The sequence below is a fragment of the Bacillus nitratireducens genome, from assembly GCF_036320425.1.
In the GTDB taxonomy this organism is placed as follows: domain Bacteria; phylum Bacillota; class Bacilli; order Bacillales; family Bacillaceae_G; genus Bacillus_A; species Bacillus_A nitratireducens.
Window position 1 is genome coordinate 452387 of record NZ_JAUMJO010000005.1, and the last position, 17753, is coordinate 470139.

Below are 17753 nucleotides of genomic sequence, written 5' to 3' on the forward strand. Positions count from 1 at the left end.
GTCATAAAAAGATTATTACTTTGTAAACCTCTAACATTTGGAAATCGTGAATTGTCGAAAAATGTTGATTTTTAAATGTTTTTTAAATATAATTCGTTTTATGGAGAAAAGGAGGGGGTTAATTGTATGAATATTTTAGAGCAATTTGTTTCATCAACGAATACAATTCTTTGGTCATATATTCTTATTGCAATGTTAATTGGTTTAGGTCTTTATTTTTCTATTAAATTGAAATTCGTACAAATTACTCATTTAGGGGAAATGGTTCGACTAATGAGTGATGGATTAACTGGAAAGACGCGTAAAAAAGGTAGTGTATCTTCTTTCCAAGCGTTTTGTATGAGTTCAGCAGCTCGTATTGGAATCGGGAACTTAGCGGGCGTAGCGTTAGCTATTTCTATGGGAGGACCTGGAGCTGTATTTTGGATGTGGGTTATTGCGATTGTCGGAGCGTCTTCAAGTTTCGTAGAAAGTACGCTTGCGCAAATTTATAAAATAAAAGATGGCAGTGGCTTCCGTGGTGGTCCTGCTTATTATATGGAAAAAGGTTTAAATAAACGCTGGATGGGGATTTGGTTCTCTATTCTAATTACAATTAGTTACGGTTTAATTTTTAACTCTGTACAAGCGAATACAGTTACTTTAGCATTTAAAAATGCATTTGGTATTGAGCGTTACATTGTTGGGATTGTATTAGCTGCATTAGTGGCAGTTATTATTTTTGGCGGTGTGAAAAGTATTGCGCGTATGTCGGAAATGATCGTTCCACCAATGGCACTTATTTATATTGCAGTAGCTATTTTCGTTGTTATTAAAAATTATTATTTAATACCGGACATGTTTACAGAGATCTTTAAAGGTGCATTTGGTTTAGATTCAGCTGTAGGTGGCGGTATTGGTGCTGCGATGAAATATGGTATTCAGCGTGGATTATTTGCGAACGAAGCAGGTATGGGTAGTGCGCCAAACGCGGCAGCAACAGCGGATGTAACGCATCCAGCTAAACAAGGATTTATTCAAACAATTGGTGTTTTAGTAGATACATTTTTAGTATGTACATCAACAGCGTTTATCGTACTATGTTCTGGTGCATATAAAGCAACAAATTTAGAAGGTATTGAATTAACGCAAGTGGCGTTAAGTTCACAAATCGGTTCGTGGGCAAGTAGCTTCTTAGCGATTATTATTTTCTTATTTGCGTTTAGTTCGCTTCTAGGAAATTACTATTATGGTGAGACGAATATTGAATTCATTAAACAAAGTAAAACTTGGTTAACAATTTACCGTATTGCGGTAGTTGCAATGGTATTATTCGGTTCTGTTGCGACACTTCAAGTTGTATGGAATATGGCAGATTTATTTATGGGACTAATGGTAATCACAAACTTAATTGCGATTACGCTTCTTGGCCGATTTGCATATGCTGCTTTGGCAGACTATGTAAGGCAAAAGAAACAAGGAAAAGATCCAGTCTTCAGTGCAGATTCTATTCCGGGTTTAACGAATACAGAGTGTTGGGATAAGCCAGTGGTAACGGACAAAGAAAAAGCAGTGTAATGAAAAGGCGAGCATCGAGATAAATTCGATGCTCGCCTTTTTTGTTGTAGTAAATGATAAAGAGGGTGGGAGGTAATTATTAATATAATTTTTTGTTCATTCATTCCTCTCGTTATTTGTAGGAACGTACTGTCTTAAAAGTATGACTGGTCGAATAGGATGAGTGATTGAGTATTGGGGAAATGCACGTACTGGTTATATTTTCACGCAAAAAAACGCATATGTTAATAAGTCTAACGTGTCCGTGTCATAAAACCTAACATAAAGTTCTTGATTACTAAAAGTTTTTAGAATATAATTTTCTTATTGTGAAGAAGAGGGGGCAATGCAATTATGGATTTTTTAACTAATGTAATTGGGGATATAAATAATGTTCTTTGGTCATATATAATCATTGCGATGTTAATTGGATTAGGACTTTACTTTTCGTTCCGTGTGAAATTTGTCCAAATTCGTTACTTCGGTGAAATGATTCGATTGCTTGGGGATGGGGCAAGTTCGAAAACGAGGAAAGAACAAAAAGAGAAGAGCGGTGTATCATCGTTCCAGGCTTTTTGTATGAGTACAGCTTCTCGTGTAGGTACTGGTAACTTAGCTGGTGTAGCTATCGCAATCTCAGCAGGTGGACCAGGAGCTGTATTTTGGATGTGGTTAATTGCGGTAATTGGGGGTGCTTCTGCATTTGTAGAGAGTACATTAGCGCAAATTTATAAAGTAAAAGATGGGAATGCATTCCGCGGTGGTCCAGCGTATTATATGGAAAAGGGTTTAAAGAAACGCTGGCTAGGGGTTGTTTTCTCTGTTCTAATAACAGTTAGTTTCGGATTAATTTTCAACGCCGTGCAGTCAAACACAGTAGCGGCGGCTTTTGATGGAGCATTTAACACAGATGGTAAGTTTGTAGGTCTGTTTATGGCTGGTTTACTTGCAATCATTATCTTTGGCGGAGTAAAACGTATTGCTCGTGCGGTTGAAATGATTGTTCCAGTAATGGCAATTATATATGTAGCGGTGGCATTATTCGTCGTTGTAACAAACATTACGGCAATTCCATATGTATTTAAAGAAATTTTCTTACATGCTTTCGGAATTAAAGAAGTAGTAGGTGGGGGATTAGGAGCTGCGATTTTACTAGGGGTAAAACGTGGATTATTCTCAAATGAAGCTGGTATGGGTAGTGCGCCGAATGCAGCTGCGACTGCAAACGTAACGCACCCAGTTAAACAAGGTTTCATTCAAACTTTAGGGGTATTTACAGATACATTATTAATTTGTAGTTGTACAGCATTTATTATTCTTTTATCAGATGTGCCTGGAGCGGCTGATTTAAACGGAATTCAATTAACGCAACAAGCATTAAGTCAACATATCGGACCGTGGGCTTCTATATTTGTAGCAGTTGCAATCTTCTTGTTTGCATTTAGTTCATTAGTAGGTAACTACTACTATGGTGAAACAAATATTGAATTCTTAAATGGAAGTAAAGTGTTACTCAATGTTTATCGAATTGCGGTACTTGGTATGGTTATGTTAGGATCTGTAGCAACAATTCAAATCGTTTGGGATTTAGCAGATTTATTCATGGGGATTATGGCTATTATTAACTTAGTTGCGATCGTATTCCTTTCTAAGTATGCTTTCGCGGCATTATCAGATTACGTAAAGCAAAAGAAACAAGGAAAAGATCCAGTATTCTATGCGGAGTCTATTCCAGGTTTGAACAATACAGAGTGTTGGGATAAGCCAGCGGTAGCTGATAAAGAAAAAGCAGTATAATGAGGTGAGCATCAAGTGAAACTTGATGCTCATTTTTTTGTTTTATCCGGCTGCTTGTGAGTAGTAAAGCTCCTAATTGGTGCGGGCTGATAATCAGTGGAAATGACACTGATTAAAGTTTTACTATATAGTGTAAAAGACGAACATTCATGAATGTTTTATAATAAAATATAATTTTTTTGAGGAAATTGCAGATGTGAGTTGTAATTTATGTTAGAATGGAAAATGGCTTTGAAACAAGAGATTTTATGGTTTTTCATATCGAATTGAAGGTTTTGGAGGAGAAATGGAAAGTTCGGATTATTTCTTGTTTTTAGTAGTCAGACGTTCAACGTTAATGAAGAGTTAAATGGAGGATTTTATTAATGAAGTTTGTTATGTTTCTTGTAGGATTACTCGTTGTATTCGTACTAGGTTTTCTTATAAGTTCCGATCGTAAGAAGATTAAGTATAAACCAATCGCGATTATGCTTGTTATTCAGCTAGCGTTAACGTATTTCTTATTAAATACGCCAATTGGTTATATTTTAGTAAAAGGAATTTCAGATGGATTTGGAGCACTTCTTGGATATGCGGAATCTGGAATCGTTTTCGTATTTGGTGGTCTTGTTAATAAAGGGGAGGTTTCATTCTTCTTAACAGCTTTATTACCAATCGTATTCTTTGCCGTGTTAATCGGAATTCTGCAACACTTTAAAATTTTACCGATATTTATTCGTGCTATTGGTACTTTGTTAAGTAAAGTAAATGGTTTAGGAAAATTAGAATCATATAATGCAGTAGCGGCTGCAATTGTTGGGCAAGCAGAAGTATTTATTACAGTAAAAGATCAATTAAGTAAAATCCCAAAACATCGTTTATATACACTATGTGCATCTTCCATGTCGACAGTATCGATGTCGATCGTTGGTTCTTATATGAAAATGATTGAGCCAAAATATGTAGTAACAGCACTTGTATTAAATTTATTTAGCGGTTTCATTATTATTCATATTATTAATCCGTACGATATTACGGAAGAAGAAGATACACTGAAGTTAGAAAATAAGAAAAAACAGTCATTCTTTGAAATGTTAAGCGAATATATTATGCTTGGTTTCACGATTGCGATTACGGTAGCAGCAATGTTACTTGGTTTCGTAGCATTAATTACAGCAATCAATAGCTTGTTTGATTCAATGTTCGGTATTACATTCCAAGCTATTTTAGGTTATATTTTCTCACCATTAGCATTCGTAATGGGCATCCCGCAATCAGAAATGGTAACGGCGGGACAAATTATGGCAACGAAATTAGTATCCAACGAATTTGTTGCGATGCTTGATCTAGGAAAAGTAGCTGGTGATTTATCAGCTCGTACAGTTGGTATTCTTTCTGTATTCCTTGTATCATTTGCGAACTTCTCATCTATCGGAATTATTGCAGGTGCAACGAAAGGGATCGATGAAAACCAATCAAACGTTGTTTCATCATTCGGATTACGACTTGTATACGGTGCAACATTAGTAAGTCTTTTATCGGCGATTATCGTTGGTGTTATGTTATAAAGTGAAACTTTAATCAGTGGGGGGGTCATCCCCCACTGATTATTAGTTGAACCAATCGGGCATTTACGGGCAGTTGATCCCTCACCTAACTTCTTTGCTTTCGCTGCATTTTGAGGTGGGGATCTTACTGCCCGTTAATGCGGGATAAAAAAGGGTGGTCCTAGCTCATTGCTAGGGCTATTTTTTATGGTAAATTTGCATGAAAAATCCAATTGCTTAGGAATATATTAACATATAAAAATCTTTTAAAATTTATATTGCATTTCGGTTAGATAACGCTTACAATTTGATTTGTAGGTGGTATCAATTTCAGACTTTCAAGTATGGTAGGAGAGAAGAAGCTACCTTTTATAAATTGCAATTTATGTAAACGCTTACTGATTTTAGAAAACAGTTGAATAGTATTTAGGGGTTTTAAATTTTTTTAACATCAATGGTCGGACGTCATTCGTTATACGTTATACGACCAATAACTCGTGGGAGAAGTGGAGGATTCACATATGAAAATAGTAATGTTTCTAGTCGGTTTACTTGTAGTATTTGTACTAGGTTTCCTTATCAGTTCAGATCGTAAGAAAATTAAATATAAACCAATTGCGCTTATGCTTGTCATTCAATTGGTACTTGCGTATTTCTTACTAAATACAAAGGTCGGATTTGTATTAGTAAAAGGGATTGCAGATGGATTTGGCGCTATTTTAAAATTTGCGGAAGCTGGGGTTAATTTCGTATTTGGTGGTTTAGCGAACGATGGACAAGCACCATTCTTCTTAACAGTATTATTACCGATTATTTTCTTAGCAGTATTAATCGGGATCCTGCAACATATTAAAGTGTTACCGATTATCATTCGTGCAGTCGGTTTCGTATTAAGTAAAATTAATGGTTTAGGAAAACTTGAATCATATAATGCGGTAGCAGCTGCAATTGTTGGTCAAGGTGAAGTATTCATTACAGTAAAAGATCAATTAAGCAAATTACCAAAAAATCGTTTATACACACTTTGTGCATCTTCAATGTCAACAGTATCGATGTCAATCGTTGGTTCTTATATGAAAATGATTGATCCAAAATATGTAGTAACAGCACTTGTACTAAATTTATTTAGCGGATTCATTATCGTTCATATTATTAATCCATATGACGTGAAAGAAGAAGACGACATTTTAGAATTACAAGAAGATAAAAAACAAACATTCTTTGAAATGTTAGGCGAATATATTATGCTTGGTTTCTCTATCGCTGTAACAGTAGCAGCGATGTTAATCGGTTTCGTAGCATTAATTACAGCAATTAACGGTGTATTCGATTCAATTTTCGGAATCACATTCCAAAGTATTTTAGGATATATCTTCTCACCATTAGCATTCGTAATGGGTATTCCAACATCAGAGATGCTAGCAGCGGGACAAATTATGGCAACAAAATTAGTAACGAACGAATTCGTTGCAATGCTTGACCTTGGAAAAGTAGCTGGTGAGTTATCAGCTCGTACAGTAGGTATTTTATCTATCTTCCTTGTATCATTTGCGAACTTCTCATCTATCGGAATTATCGCAGGTGCAACGAAGAGTATCGATGGCAAACAAGCAAATGTTGTATCATCATTCGGACTAAAACTTGTATACGGTGCAACGTTAGTAAGTATATTATCAGCGATTATCGTTGGGGTTATGCTTTAATAATAAGAAAAGCAATGAGCATTGGGCTCATTGCTTTTTTTGTTTAACTTGCTTTATCCAAACTTCTTTTAAATCGTGGTCTCTCTAAATAAGTTCCCAGTCTCCATACATATTCAACAGGCCCCATTCGATATTTCCGTAGCCAATATGTGCTAACCAATAGTTGAATCGTATAAATTCCGATGGTTAAAACAATACCGAAGAAGTATCCGATTTTACCGAATAAGCCAAAGCCATAAGCGTAAAAAATTGTTGTTGCGATAATGGATTGAGCTAAGTAATTACTAACCGACATTTTCCCCGTATTCGCCAAATATGTTAGTAAGCGCGATGCTTTTTTGTAATGGAATAATAAAATAATTGTGCTTCCGTAAAAGAATGTCATGGTTACTGATGTAAGGCCATCTTGTAACATAATTAAAATTGGATGCTTTACGAACATGGCTAAGATTTTAATTGTAAAAGAGAAAATACCAGTGATAAGCCAAATCTTTTTGATAGAAGGTATGTGTTTATCAATCTCAAATAGCCAGCCCTTTTTTCCTACATACATTCCGAGTAAGAAAAGTGGGGACATAAAAATTATTGCGAAAATTGATATGAAAACTAGTCCGAAGAAACCGTTAATCCCAATATACTCGAAAGGATTTTCAGTTAATCTAAAGTTGACATGATCCATATAGCTTCCAGTTTCATGAACTTTATGCTCTTTTTCAATATAAGGAGCAAAATCATTAATATTTGTATTTGGATCAGTTTGATAAGACATAAGTGTAATGAGTGCGAGTAGAATAGTTGCCCAAATCAATAATGTTTTTGGTTTTCTATTTATAAACATCATTAAGAAAATCCCGATAAGCCCGTATGCAAATAAAATATCTCCGGACCAAACAAAGGTGCCGTGAATGAAACCTAGTAGTAAAAGAATGCTAATACGCCTTATATATGTAGGGAAAAACTTTTTTCCTTTTGCGATAATACTTTTTTGTAACAAAACAATACTAAGCCCAAATAAAAAAGAGAATAGGGAAATAAAATTCTGCGTGCCGAAAAATTGAATAAACCAATTAGCACTTTCATCGAGTTTTCCGAAAATATAAGTGGGTTTTTCATTAGCGAATAACCCGAATTGGATTAATGTCATATTAACAAGTAAAATGCCAAATAAAGCGAAACCACGAATGGCGTCAACAGCTTCTACACGTTGGTTCATTTTTTCTCTCCTCGTATATTATTTTATATTGAAAATAATACCATTTATTTGCTGGTGCTATGACAAATACGAGGAATTTTAAGGTGATTTTAAGCTAGAGAGAAAATAAAAAATCACCTTAATACATTCATTAAGGTGATTAAAATATTATTCAGCTGGAGGTGTAAATGTACGTTTCTCTAATTCAGCATCTAGCATAAATAATGCGTTCGAATCGCTTGTAATACGTTTTAATTTTTGGATGATGCTATCAAATGAAGCTTCTTCTTCTACTTGCTCATCAACGAACCATTTTAAGAATGTAATCGTTGCGTGTTCACGCTCATCCCAAGCGATATCAGATAAGTTGTAAATACGCTTCGTTACTTCACGCTCGTGCTCAAGTGCCACTTCAAAAGCGTTCAGTACAGATTCATATTCGTTATTCGGATTATCAAATCCAGTAATAATAGCGCGCTCGCCGCGGTCATTAATATAGTTGTAAAGCTTCATTGCGTGGAAACGTTCTTCTTCAGCTTGTACAAGGAAAAAGTTAGCGAATCCATCATAGCTCTCGGCTGTACAGTAAGCAGCCATTGCCATATAAGCATGGGCAGAGTAAAACTCAAAGTTCATTTGTTCATTTAATGCGTCGTGCAATTTTTTAGATAACATAAAATCCCCCTTATTATTGTGACAAGAATATTATACCATAATTGATAATATTCTCATTTGGATGCTTCGAACCTTTTCGAAAGCTTTGTGACGTGTGCGTCCATAATGTCTTGTAAATCTAAATCATATTTTTGCGAAAGAATAATAAGGTTAGATAGTACATCACCAAGTTCTTCTTTTAGTTCTTGTTTTAGCTCTTCTTCTGTTTTCGCATCTTCATCAGGACGATCGCGGCCGATTTCAATAGCGCGAACAACTCGTGATACTTCCCCAACTTCTTCAGTTAAGAAATTTAAGCGAATAAAGGCATTATACTGTGACCAGCTTCGTTTTTCGTAAAATTCCTCAACCCATCTTTGAAATGCAACGATATCCATTTCTTCCTCATCCCTTCAATATGTTGTACAATGTTCATTGTATCATAACAATATATAGTTTCGGGGTGTAGGGATGAGAAAGATTTGTGTGTTTGCAGGTTCAAATTTAGGGGAAAGACCAGAGTTTAAAGAACAGGCAATCCAGTTAGGAAAAATGTTTGTTGAAAACGATTATGAGCTTGTATACGGTGGTTCATGCGTTGGATTAATGGGAGAAGTAGCGAATGAAGTTCTTCGCTTAGGTGGGCGTGTAACAGGTGTTATGCCGCGCGGTCTATTTCGAGGAGAGATTGTGCATACAGGATTAACAGAATTAATTGAAGTAGAAACGATGCATGAGCGCAAGGCGAAAATGGCAGAGCTTGCGGATGCTTTTATTGCACTACCAGGCGGATACGGAACGTTTGAAGAGCTATTTGAAATTGTATGTTGGTCACAAATTGGTATACATAATAAGCCAGTTGGTTTATTGAACATAAAGGACTTTTACGGACCAATTCTGCAAATGGTTGAACGTGCAGCTGAAGAAGGATTTATGAATCCATCGAATAAAGAGTTAATCGTTTCAGCTGATACGGCAGATAAATTAATTCATGAAATTCAAAATTACGAGCGTCCTGTTTTGGGGACAAAGTGGAAGCAACTATCATAATACAATTGTATAGAGATTTTTGGAAACACATGTCATTTTATCTTGAAAAGGCATGTGTTTTTAATTTGGTTAAATATGTTAATGTTGAGATGTAATGTTTTTGGAAAAGGAGAAATAGATGGAGGAGTTTGTGTATTTACGTCCTGTTTTTAAAAGTATTTTAGCAGCATCAATTTTGGTTATGCTAATTGTTTCAACACAGAAGAAAGAGCTAATTAATGAATTTTCGCTTTGGTTTATTTCGATATTGTGTATCGGTGTTTCGGCGATAACATTGTTTATGTCTGGGTTTATCGTTGATGAGTATAATTTAGGTGGAGATGCACAATCGTTTTGTATGTTTATTGCGATTGGCTGTATTAGCGGTTTTAATTTCATTATTTACTATAGACGGAAATAACAAGGAAGGCATTCCATATGACTTTGGAATGCTTTTATCATTTTGGTTACCTTGTTTTTTATATAGATTTTTGGAAACACATGTAAGTTTATTTTAAAAAGACATGTGTTTTTAATTTGGTTAAATATATTGATAGGGAGATGTGAAATCGTTCGAAGAGGGGAAGTAGATGGAGGGATGTTTTGATGAATAAAAAAAGAAGATCTGAATAAAAGGTGAGTAAGGAATTATTGAGTGACATAGAATTGTTCCGTTAAAGGGTCAGATTGTGGAAGATAGCGAATGTTTTTATGAAGTTAATAGAGGTTTTTTTAATCGAAATCAGAATAAATTTTATAGATGTAATCCTTTGGGAATTTTAATCAGCTATGCATCATAATCTAATCATTAAAATGAAAATTGGAGGAGAAATGAGCATGGGTCGTTCTATATTAAAAATGTATAACTACCACTTATGGGCAAATGAAGTTATTTTAAATCGCTTAAAAGAACTACCGCAAGACATTTTCCATAAGGAAGTTAAGAGTGGTTTTTCTTCGGTGGCAAAAGTAATATCTCACATCTACCTCACAGATTTAGCCTGGTTTGAGATTATTTCTGGTAAAAGCATGAGTGATGCAATGGTACAAACAGACCAATTGAAAGAACAGCTGGAAACAAAAAATATTGAGGAAATGGAAACTAGTTTTTATGAATTATCTAAACGATATAAAGAACTTTTAAGTAGTCAACAAAATTATGAAAAAGTGTTTGAGGTTGATAATCCATATGCTGGGCTTCTGGATACGACGGTTTCTGAAACAATACTACACGTCGTCACCCACGGAGCATATCACCGTGGGAATATAGCCACAATGTTGCGGCAAATGGGGCATACCTCTGTTATGCAAGATTTCGGACTATTTCTATATTCAAAATGAATTCTTTTTATTTACCATAGAATATGGCTTTGTATGATGTTTTTGGGGGACTGCTTTTATTAGTGATTTAAGCTAAATTGTGTATTATACAAAAAAGGCATTCCATATTACTTCGGAATGCCTTTATCACTTTGATTACTTTGTTTTTTATACAGGTACCAGCCCCCCCAGCCGCCACCAATTGCTACAACAACGAGGAAAGCATAGTCTTTCACCTCGATACGTATATTGAAAATATTAGCTATAAGTAAGACAATCCCAACTGTTATTAACGCAAAAAATGCTCTAATTAAGTAGTCTTTCAACTGAACCACTCCCGCCATTTAAGTAGTAAATGATGAATATGGAAAAGCTTTTTTGGATCTATTTTACTAAAGGGTGTTACCTATATTTTAACATAAAAGGGATTGTAATATATTGATAAAAGTAGAGGAGGGGGTGCTAATATTGTCGTGATTTGTCGGTAAGTCGATATATTTGAAAAATCGCTGATAAATTTGACGGAATCGCCGATATAATTAGAAAATCGCTGATATAAATTTCATGTACTGATATGCGCGATTACTCCATAGAAAAAAGCGACTCTGAACAAGCCGCTTCCACTTTAAGTATTATCCAGCTCCAGCGGCTAGAACAGTCGGTTGTTTCACTCCTTCATTCGAGGCAAAAAGCGCCTCGCAATCAGGAGTTCCAACACCCTCCTGTTCTGAACGAGCCGCTTCCGCTTTTAGTGGTATCCAGCTCTGGTGACTAGAACAGTCGGTCATTTCGCGCCTTCCTGCGAGGCAAAAAGCGCCTCTTCGTCAGGAGCTCCAATGCCCTCCTGTTCTGAGCGAGTCACCTCCGCTTTAAATGATATCCAGCTCTCCGGTCATTTCGCTCTCTCGCTCGAAGCAAAAAGCGCTTCAAGGTCGAGAGCTCCAATGCCCTGCGATTCTGAGCAAGCCGCTTCCGCTTTTAATATATTATTGATTCAAGAACGCACGTAGCATCCAAGCGTGTTTTTCTAGTTCTGTGTAGATGCCTAGTAGTAGGTCAGATGTCATTTCGTCGTCAGATTCTTGAGCGATTTCCATGCCTTTTTTCAGTTCAGTTAGCATCATTTCGTAGTCTTTCATGATTGCTTCGACCATCCCTTCTGCAGTTTCTCCGTAAGCTGCTTCTTGAATAGAAGATAGTTCTAAGTACTCTTTCATTGTTGCTACTGGTTTGCCGCCAATTGCTAAAATGCGTTCTGCAATTTCATCGATGTGAGTAGCTGATTCTGTGTAAAGCTCTTCGAATTTCTCGTGTAATGTGAAGAATTGAGGTCCTTTTACGTACCAATGGAAGTTGTGTAGTTTTGTAAATAAAACGCTCCAGTTTGCTACTTGTTTGTTTAATACTTCGATTACTTGTTTGTTCATTATGATCAATCTCCTTTTGAGTTGTTATGTTATATCAATTACTAATTTATAATTATTATAATCTAGTAATTTGTATAAATCAACCCTTTTGCTGGAATTAATTTGAACAAATTATGAACTGTTGTAGATAAAAATCCCTATTACTGTGAAGTAATAGGGATTTTGTTTGATATATAGTTCTTGTTTTAAACGAGCCGCATCCGCTTTTAATTATTATACAGCCTTCTGTTTTTCTTCTACATCCTGTCCATCCCAGCACTCTGTATTCTGTAAACCAGGGATAGAACTTGCAACGAAAACAGGATCTTTTCCTTGTTTCTTTTGCTTTATATAGTCTACTAAAGCTGCGTATGCAAACTTGCTAAGGAATGAGATGGCAATTAAGTTTGTGAATACCATTAGTCCCATAAAGAAATCAGCTAAACTCCAAACTGTTTGAAGGGCAGCGATAGATCCGAAGAACACCATTCCGACAACTGCAACACGATAAATCAGTAACCATGTTTTGCTTTCTTTAATGAATGCGATGTTTGTTTCACCATAATAGTAGTTTCCTAGTAAAGAACTGAAAGCGAATAGGAAAATAATAATCGCTAAGAAAGTGCTTGCCCACGGTCCAATTTGTGAACTTAATGCTTGTTGTGTTAATTCAATACCTTCTAAATTCGATCCTTTGTAAAGTCCAGAACATAATACGATAAACGCTGTTGATGTACATACTAAGAATGTATCTACGAAAACACCTAATGCTTGAACAAGTCCTTGTTTTACAGGGTGAGATACATCTGATGTTGCTGCTGCGTTAGGGGAGCTCCCCATACCTGCTTCTGTCGCGAATAAACCGCGCTGAATTCCGAATTTGATTGCTGCTCCAATACCACCAGCGATAGCTTGGTCTAAACCAAATGCACTGTTAAATATTTCTGTAAAAATGCTTGGTAACATAGTGAAGTTGTTAATTACGACAAAAACAGCTACGCCGATATAAATGATTGCCATTGGAGGAACAATCGTTTCTGTAATACGTGAAATGCTCTTGATACCACCAAAAATAATAACTGCAACTAATAAAGCTAATAGAGCTCCTACGATCGTTCGCTCTAGTCCAAAAGCATTTTCAAATGCTATTGTTACCGTGTTTGCTTGTACAGAATTGAAAATTAATCCGTACGCAACTGTAATAAGAAGTGAAAACCAAACACCCATCCAGCGTTTGTTTAACCCTTTTTCCATGTAATACGCTGGTCCACCACGGAATCTGCTTCCATCTTTTACTTTATAAATTTGCGCGAGCGTACATTCTACAAAACTAGTAGCTGCTCCAAGGATAGCGATAAACCACATCCAAAATATTGCGCCAGGTCCACCCATTGAAATGGCTAATGCTACACCAGCTAAGTTCCCGATACCAATACGTGCTGCTGCACTTAAGCAAAATGCTTGGAATGGAGAGATGCTATCTTTCTTTTTTTCTTTTCGATTAAATCCTTTACTAATTAAACTGACCATCTCACGGAAATGAGTAATTTGGACAAATTTTAATTTGAAAGAGAAATAAAGACCGAAGCCGATTAACATTGCAATAAGAATATATGACCATAAAATATTATTCGTTACCTCAAGGAATCTGCTAAAGATATCAACCATATAATACACTTCCTTTTTTTCATAATAAGAAAATTATATGCAAAAAATATACCAGAATCAATTTTTCTAAAAAATCATGTTACTTAAATGTATTTTGTGTTATGATTATGTTACATCGTAATATTTTTAGAATTATTTACATTTTAAAAAACTAAATGTAAAGCGAAAAAGAGGGGATAATTTGAAAGAAGAATCTTTATTGAAAGTAAGTCTTAAGAGTTTGAAAATAAGAAGTAATTTATTTTTTATCATTACATCTTTAAGTATCTTTTTAGGAGCCACTTATTATTACAATAAAAGATTTCCAAGTCATAGGTATCCTGAATGGTTAGAATTTCTAAAATTGATTGGATGAACAAAAGACAGAAAAACAGAAAATTAAAATAAAGAAGTTATGGAGGAGCTAAATATGAATATTAGAGAAAGTGAACTTCCGGGTATTGGTTATAAATTTCAAATCGTTACGAAAGGTAACGAAAAGATGGTGATTGTCATTCATGATGATGGGCGTAGAGAAATGTATCATTTTGATTCAGACCATGAAGAAAGCATCTCAAGTATTTCATTACGTGACTCAGAGGCAAGACAAATTGCAGCAATATTAGGTGGAATGGTATACAAACCTAGAGCATTAGAAAATGTTGAGATGGTCTTTGAAGGTTTAGCAATTGAGTGGTTCAAAGTGGAGAATGCAGCTCCGGCAATCGGAAAAACAATTGGCGACCTTGAAATAAGAAAAACATATAGCGTAACGATAATTGCAGTTATGAAAAAGAATATGAAAAAGCTATTTAATCCAGGTCCAGACACGGTGATTGAAGAAGGAGATATGCTTGTAGTTTCCGGTGAGAGAGAAGAAATTAAAAAAATTATTAATGAGTTACTTTCGAATAGGGGGACTGACTAGATGGATACTTTAATTTTTGAAGTTGGTACAGCTTTAGTTTTAGTAGCAATTGCGGCGGTAATCGCTGGAAAGTTTAAATTCTCAGTAATACCTTTTCTAATTGTTCTTGGCATGTTAGTAGGACCGCATGCGCCGACAATAGGTGTTATCGATCTCAAATTTATTGAAAGTGCAAGTGTAATATCCTTCCTTGGAAGGATTGGAGTTCTGTTCCTTCTGTTCTATCTAGGGCTAGAGTTTTCGATGAAAAAACTAATTAAATCTGGACGTTCTATTGCGATTGGCGGAACGATTTATATTTTAATTAACTTTTCACTTGGATTATTATATGGATTTATAATGGGATTCCCTTTACTTGAAATCTTAATTATTGCGGGTATTATTACGATTTCTTCTAGTGCTATCGTTGCAAAGGTATTAGTGGATTTAAGAAGAACTGGTAATAATGAGACCGAATTAATTTTAGGAATTATTATGTTTGAAGATATATTCCTTGCTGTATATTTATCAGTAGTTTCTGGCTTAGTTCTTGGGGATCACGCTTCCTTCTTAGGTGCCCTTACTTCAATTGGAATTGCTTTAGGATATATGCTTCTATTCTTTATTGTGGCTAGAAAAGCAACGCCGTTATTAAATAGATTGCTCAATATTAGTTCAGATGAAATTTTTATTATTGTAGTATTTGCTTCGTTGTTCTTTATTGCAGGTTTTTCAGAAACAATTCACGTTGCAGAAGCAATCGGGGCACTTCTTTTAGGGTTAGTTTTCTCTGAGACAGAGCATAGTGATCGAATTGAACATCTTGTTGTTCCATTTAGAGACTTCTTCGGAGCTATTTTCTTCTTCAGTTTCGGATTAAGTATCGATCCGTTTTCATTAGGCGGGGCGATATGGTTAACGTTAGGTGCTGTCCTTCTTACAATCGTCGGAAACTTTGTTGCAGGGATGATTGCAGGAAGACAAGCTGGATTATCTCATAAAGCATCAACAAATATTGGATTAACAATCGTTTCAAGAGGAGAGTTCTCCATCATTATGGCTAATATCGGCATCGCCGGTGGTTTAATGTCAGTACTGAAACCATTCTCAGCACTATACGTGCTTATACTATCGATCTTAGGTCCACTTCTGACGAAAGAGTCAAAGAATGTATATAAATTTTTAAATAAAATCTTTAAGTGGGATACGAAGACTAGATAAATTTTTAAAAAATAAAAGTACAAGATATTTACTGCTTGTACTTTTATTTTTTGCAATGAAAACAGTAAAGAGAGGTAAATGATGTTAGGAGAGTTGATTCATTCAGTTTTAGTTTTTCTAGAAGGACTTGGTTATTGGGGAATTATGCTGGGATTAATGATAGAGGTTATCCCAAGTGAAATCGTATTATCTTATGCAGGTTATTTAGTATCAACAGGAAGCATTACATTTTGGGGGGCTGTCGCGTTCGGTACAATTGGTGGTGTAATCGCACAACTATTCATTTATTGGATCGGTCGATACGGAGGAAGACCTGTTCTTGAGCGATATGGAAAATATATTTTGATTCAGAAGAAACATATTGATTATGCTGAAGCGTGGTTTAATCGTTACGGAACTGGTGTTATTTTTACAGCGCGTTTTATTCCTGTTGTGCGTCATGCTATTTCGATACCAGCGGGTATTGCGAAAATGTCACATGCTAAGTTTATTACGCTAACTACACTAGCTGTTATTCCATGGTCAATTGTATTTGTATATTTAGGTTTTAAATTAGGAACAGAGTGGGAAAGTATTAATAAAGTAGCTGGGCCATATGTGAAATACTTTGCACTTGCTGCTATTGTTTGTGCAATTGGTTATTTTATATTAAAAAAAATGATGAAAAAAAAGTGATTATGAAAAAAGAATCTATGCTGACATAGATTCTTTTTTATTGTCATTTTTTAAAGGATGAAAGTGTATGTTTAATATTTACCATATTGTGGCATATATATAGGAAAAGGGAGTTTAGGAAGGGGATTATTGAGAAATGGAACTCCAGTTTCAAAATGTATATCAACAAGTTGAGAATTGGTATGTGTTGGATTCGGAGCTTCCTTGGGATGTCAAAAAGTTAAGAAATGATTTGTTTTCTCTTATTGAAGTAAGTGCAACGCCAGTTATTTTTTGTGATACGTGTGATGCGAATCATGTACTTTTATCATTAGGAGAAGAAGAAGAGGAATTTTTATTCCCAGTAGGTGGTTTTTATCATAAAGAAAAGCAATTAATTTTCGTTTGTATGTGGGAAGAGTATGAACAAGTGCTCAAAACGCTATTGCATGAATTCAGGCATGCGATGCAGCATAAGGACGATGTACTATATATTGGAAATGAACTATACGAAGAAAGATGGATCGAGAAAGATGCGAGGCATTTTGCGGAGAGGAAGCTAGATGAATATAAAAATAGAAATTTAATCTGAAGCATAGTGGAGAAAGGGCGCTGTGCTTTTGTTTTGTTGCTAATTAAAAATAAGTAGTTGACCTTTATTAAGTTTAGTTCTAAACTAATAGTATCAAATGAGCGAGGTGATGGAATGAAAGCAGAGGAAAGACTTGGATTACTATTATGGTTTCGTTTATCACGCTTTTATAATAGAAGTATTCGTGAGACGAATCAGCATTTGAAAAAGTGGAATGTATCTGCTGCTCAGTTTGATGTATTAGTTCAAGTTGGAGGACACGATCGTTTAACGCAGCAAGAACTTGGAAATAAGTTATTTGTTACGAAAGGAAATGTTACTCAACTTTTAAATAAGATGGAGCAACTCGATTGGATTCAGCGTGAACAAGAAGGCACCACGAAATATATTTCATTAACAGAAGAGGGAAAGGTTCTATATGAAGAAATAGTCCCGCCGCAAGAAACATTTCAAGCAGAACAATTTGATAAGTTAAATAGAGAAGAACAAAAACAATTATTAGAATTACTGAAGAAGTTGCAGTGATAAAAATTAAAAATAAATATCTCGATTTCGAGATGATATGAGGT

At 35.3% G+C, this 17753-nt stretch carries 19 protein-coding genes; 12 read left to right on the forward strand and 7 right to left on the reverse strand.

What is annotated here, in order from left to right; translation table 11 throughout:
- The first annotated feature begins 126 nt into the window (after nucleotides 1-126).
- From Q3V31_RS21100 to Q3V31_RS21115, 4 genes are all read left to right on the forward strand, one after another.
- Nucleotides 127-1557 (forward strand): alanine/glycine:cation symporter family protein, encoded by a 1431-nt coding sequence (locus Q3V31_RS21100; RefSeq protein WP_098766205.1) that lies wholly within the window; start codon nucleotides 127-129, stop codon nucleotides 1555-1557.
- Nucleotides 1558-1890: 333 nt separating this feature from the next.
- Nucleotides 1891-3333 carry an alanine/glycine:cation symporter family protein gene (locus Q3V31_RS21105; RefSeq protein WP_098500608.1) on the forward strand — a complete coding sequence of 481 codons (1443 nt, stop codon included), beginning with the start codon at nucleotides 1891-1893 and terminating at the stop codon, nucleotides 3331-3333.
- A gap of 365 nt (nucleotides 3334-3698) precedes the next feature.
- Nucleotides 3699-4880 (forward strand): NupC/NupG family nucleoside CNT transporter, encoded by a 1182-nt coding sequence (locus tag Q3V31_RS21110; protein WP_000673865.1) that lies wholly within the window; start codon nucleotides 3699-3701, stop codon nucleotides 4878-4880.
- 500 nt (nucleotides 4881-5380) lie between these two features.
- Nucleotides 5381-6562, forward strand: coding sequence for a NupC/NupG family nucleoside CNT transporter (locus Q3V31_RS21115; protein ID WP_000706849.1), 1182 nt, complete (start codon nucleotides 5381-5383; stop codon nucleotides 6560-6562).
- Nucleotides 6563-6605: 43 nt separating this feature from the next.
- On the opposite strand, the gene Q3V31_RS21120 is transcribed toward Q3V31_RS21115, so the two are convergent.
- The 3 genes from Q3V31_RS21120 to Q3V31_RS21130 form a co-directional block, all read right to left on the reverse strand.
- Nucleotides 6606-7775, reverse strand: a complete 1170-nt coding sequence (locus Q3V31_RS21120; RefSeq protein ID WP_329766977.1) for a DUF418 domain-containing protein — start codon at nucleotides 7773-7775, stop codon at nucleotides 6606-6608.
- A gap of 147 nt (nucleotides 7776-7922) precedes the next feature.
- The gene (locus Q3V31_RS21125; protein WP_000949403.1) at nucleotides 7923-8429 is read right to left on the reverse strand and encodes a ferritin; all 507 of its coding nucleotides are present in this window, start codon (nucleotides 8427-8429) and stop codon (nucleotides 7923-7925) included.
- A 53-nt stretch (nucleotides 8430-8482) separates the two neighbouring features.
- Entirely contained in the window at nucleotides 8483-8806 is a 324-nt protein-coding gene (locus Q3V31_RS21130; RefSeq protein WP_000355746.1) for a MazG nucleotide pyrophosphohydrolase domain-containing protein, read from the reverse strand.
- Between the two features lie 73 nt (nucleotides 8807-8879).
- Between Q3V31_RS21130 and Q3V31_RS21135 the strand changes: the two genes are divergently transcribed.
- The 3 genes from Q3V31_RS21135 to Q3V31_RS21145 all read left to right on the forward strand — a co-directional run bounded on the left by Q3V31_RS21135 (nucleotide 8880) and on the right by Q3V31_RS21145 (nucleotide 10778).
- Nucleotides 8880-9458: an LOG family protein gene (locus Q3V31_RS21135; protein WP_483413565.1), complete on the forward strand. Its 579-nt coding sequence runs from the start codon at nucleotides 8880-8882 to the stop codon at nucleotides 9456-9458.
- 118 nt (nucleotides 9459-9576) lie between these two features.
- Nucleotides 9577-9858 carry a hypothetical protein gene (locus Q3V31_RS21140; protein WP_329767006.1) on the forward strand — a complete coding sequence of 94 codons (282 nt, stop codon included), beginning with the start codon at nucleotides 9577-9579 and terminating at the stop codon, nucleotides 9856-9858.
- 416 nt (nucleotides 9859-10274) lie between these two features.
- Entirely contained in the window at nucleotides 10275-10778 is a 504-nt protein-coding gene (locus tag Q3V31_RS21145) for a DinB family protein (protein ID WP_329767007.1), read from the forward strand.
- Between the two features lie 107 nt (nucleotides 10779-10885).
- Here the strand turns inward: Q3V31_RS21145 and Q3V31_RS21150 are convergent, their stop codons facing one another.
- From Q3V31_RS21150 to Q3V31_RS21165, 4 genes are all read right to left on the reverse strand, one after another.
- The gene (locus Q3V31_RS21150; RefSeq protein ID WP_000656323.1) at nucleotides 10886-11083 is read right to left on the reverse strand and encodes a hypothetical protein; all 198 of its coding nucleotides are present in this window, start codon (nucleotides 11081-11083) and stop codon (nucleotides 10886-10888) included.
- Between the two features lie 306 nt (nucleotides 11084-11389).
- Entirely contained in the window at nucleotides 11390-11545 is a 156-nt protein-coding gene (locus Q3V31_RS21155) for a hypothetical protein (protein ID WP_329767009.1), read from the reverse strand.
- A 198-nt stretch (nucleotides 11546-11743) separates the two neighbouring features.
- A complete protein-coding gene (locus Q3V31_RS21160) occupies nucleotides 11744-12184 on the reverse strand; it encodes a Dps family protein (protein WP_071734618.1) in 441 nt (146 codons plus the stop codon).
- Nucleotides 12185-12397: 213 nt separating this feature from the next.
- On the reverse strand, nucleotides 12398-13831 hold the full coding sequence (locus Q3V31_RS21165; protein WP_329767011.1) for an alanine/glycine:cation symporter family protein: 1434 nt from the start codon (nucleotides 13829-13831) through the stop codon (nucleotides 12398-12400).
- A 409-nt stretch (nucleotides 13832-14240) separates the two neighbouring features.
- Between Q3V31_RS21165 and Q3V31_RS21170 the strand changes: the two genes are divergently transcribed.
- From Q3V31_RS21170 to Q3V31_RS21190, 5 genes are all read left to right on the forward strand, one after another.
- On the forward strand, nucleotides 14241-14738 hold the full coding sequence (locus tag Q3V31_RS21170) for a cation:proton antiporter regulatory subunit (protein ID WP_001026068.1): 498 nt from the start codon (nucleotides 14241-14243) through the stop codon (nucleotides 14736-14738).
- The gene (locus tag Q3V31_RS21175) at nucleotides 14739-15938 is read left to right on the forward strand and encodes a cation:proton antiporter (protein ID WP_000380227.1); all 1200 of its coding nucleotides are present in this window, start codon (nucleotides 14739-14741) and stop codon (nucleotides 15936-15938) included.
- Between the two features lie 81 nt (nucleotides 15939-16019).
- On the forward strand, nucleotides 16020-16613 hold the full coding sequence (gene uptA / locus Q3V31_RS21180; protein ID WP_000900199.1) for an undecaprenyl phosphate transporter UptA: 594 nt from the start codon (nucleotides 16020-16022) through the stop codon (nucleotides 16611-16613).
- A 136-nt stretch (nucleotides 16614-16749) separates the two neighbouring features.
- Nucleotides 16750-17184: a DUF3920 family protein gene (locus tag Q3V31_RS21185; RefSeq protein ID WP_329767016.1), complete on the forward strand. Its 435-nt coding sequence runs from the start codon at nucleotides 16750-16752 to the stop codon at nucleotides 17182-17184.
- A 114-nt stretch (nucleotides 17185-17298) separates the two neighbouring features.
- The gene (locus Q3V31_RS21190; RefSeq protein ID WP_000642652.1) at nucleotides 17299-17709 is read left to right on the forward strand and encodes a MarR family winged helix-turn-helix transcriptional regulator; all 411 of its coding nucleotides are present in this window, start codon (nucleotides 17299-17301) and stop codon (nucleotides 17707-17709) included.
- Nucleotides 17710-17753 lie beyond the last annotated feature (44 nt).

Coding starts and splice junctions, on each gene's coding strand:
- Q3V31_RS21100 (WP_098766205.1), top strand. CDS start 127: ATGAATATTTTAGAGCAATTTGTTTCATCAACGAATACAATTCTTTGG.
- Q3V31_RS21105 (WP_098500608.1), top strand. CDS start 1,891: ATGGATTTTTTAACTAATGTAATTGGGGATATAAATAATGTTCTTTGG.
- Q3V31_RS21110 (WP_000673865.1), top strand. CDS start 3,699: ATGAAGTTTGTTATGTTTCTTGTAGGATTACTCGTTGTATTCGTACTA.
- Q3V31_RS21115 (WP_000706849.1), top strand. CDS start 5,381: ATGAAAATAGTAATGTTTCTAGTCGGTTTACTTGTAGTATTTGTACTA.
- Q3V31_RS21120 (WP_329766977.1), bottom strand. CDS start 7,775: ATGAACCAACGTGTAGAAGCTGTTGACGCCATTCGTGGTTTCGCTTTA.
- Q3V31_RS21125 (WP_000949403.1), bottom strand. CDS start 8,429: ATGTTATCTAAAAAATTGCACGACGCATTAAATGAACAAATGAACTTT.
- Q3V31_RS21130 (WP_000355746.1), bottom strand. CDS start 8,806: ATGGATATCGTTGCATTTCAAAGATGGGTTGAGGAATTTTACGAAAAA.
- Q3V31_RS21135 (WP_483413565.1), top strand. CDS start 8,880: ATGAGAAAGATTTGTGTGTTTGCAGGTTCAAATTTAGGGGAAAGACCA.
- Q3V31_RS21140 (WP_329767006.1), top strand. CDS start 9,577: ATGGAGGAGTTTGTGTATTTACGTCCTGTTTTTAAAAGTATTTTAGCA.
- Q3V31_RS21145 (WP_329767007.1), top strand. CDS start 10,275: ATGGGTCGTTCTATATTAAAAATGTATAACTACCACTTATGGGCAAAT.
- Q3V31_RS21155 (WP_329767009.1), bottom strand. CDS start 11,545: ATGACCGACTGTTCTAGTCACCAGAGCTGGATACCACTAAAAGCGGAA.
- Q3V31_RS21160 (WP_071734618.1), bottom strand. CDS start 12,184: ATGAACAAACAAGTAATCGAAGTATTAAACAAACAAGTAGCAAACTGG.
- Q3V31_RS21165 (WP_329767011.1), bottom strand. CDS start 13,831: ATGGTTGATATCTTTAGCAGATTCCTTGAGGTAACGAATAATATTTTA.
- Q3V31_RS21170 (WP_001026068.1), top strand. CDS start 14,241: ATGAATATTAGAGAAAGTGAACTTCCGGGTATTGGTTATAAATTTCAA.
- Q3V31_RS21175 (WP_000380227.1), top strand. CDS start 14,739: ATGGATACTTTAATTTTTGAAGTTGGTACAGCTTTAGTTTTAGTAGCA.
- uptA (WP_000900199.1), top strand. CDS start 16,020: ATGTTAGGAGAGTTGATTCATTCAGTTTTAGTTTTTCTAGAAGGACTT.
- Q3V31_RS21185 (WP_329767016.1), top strand. CDS start 16,750: ATGGAACTCCAGTTTCAAAATGTATATCAACAAGTTGAGAATTGGTAT.
- Q3V31_RS21190 (WP_000642652.1), top strand. CDS start 17,299: ATGAAAGCAGAGGAAAGACTTGGATTACTATTATGGTTTCGTTTATCA.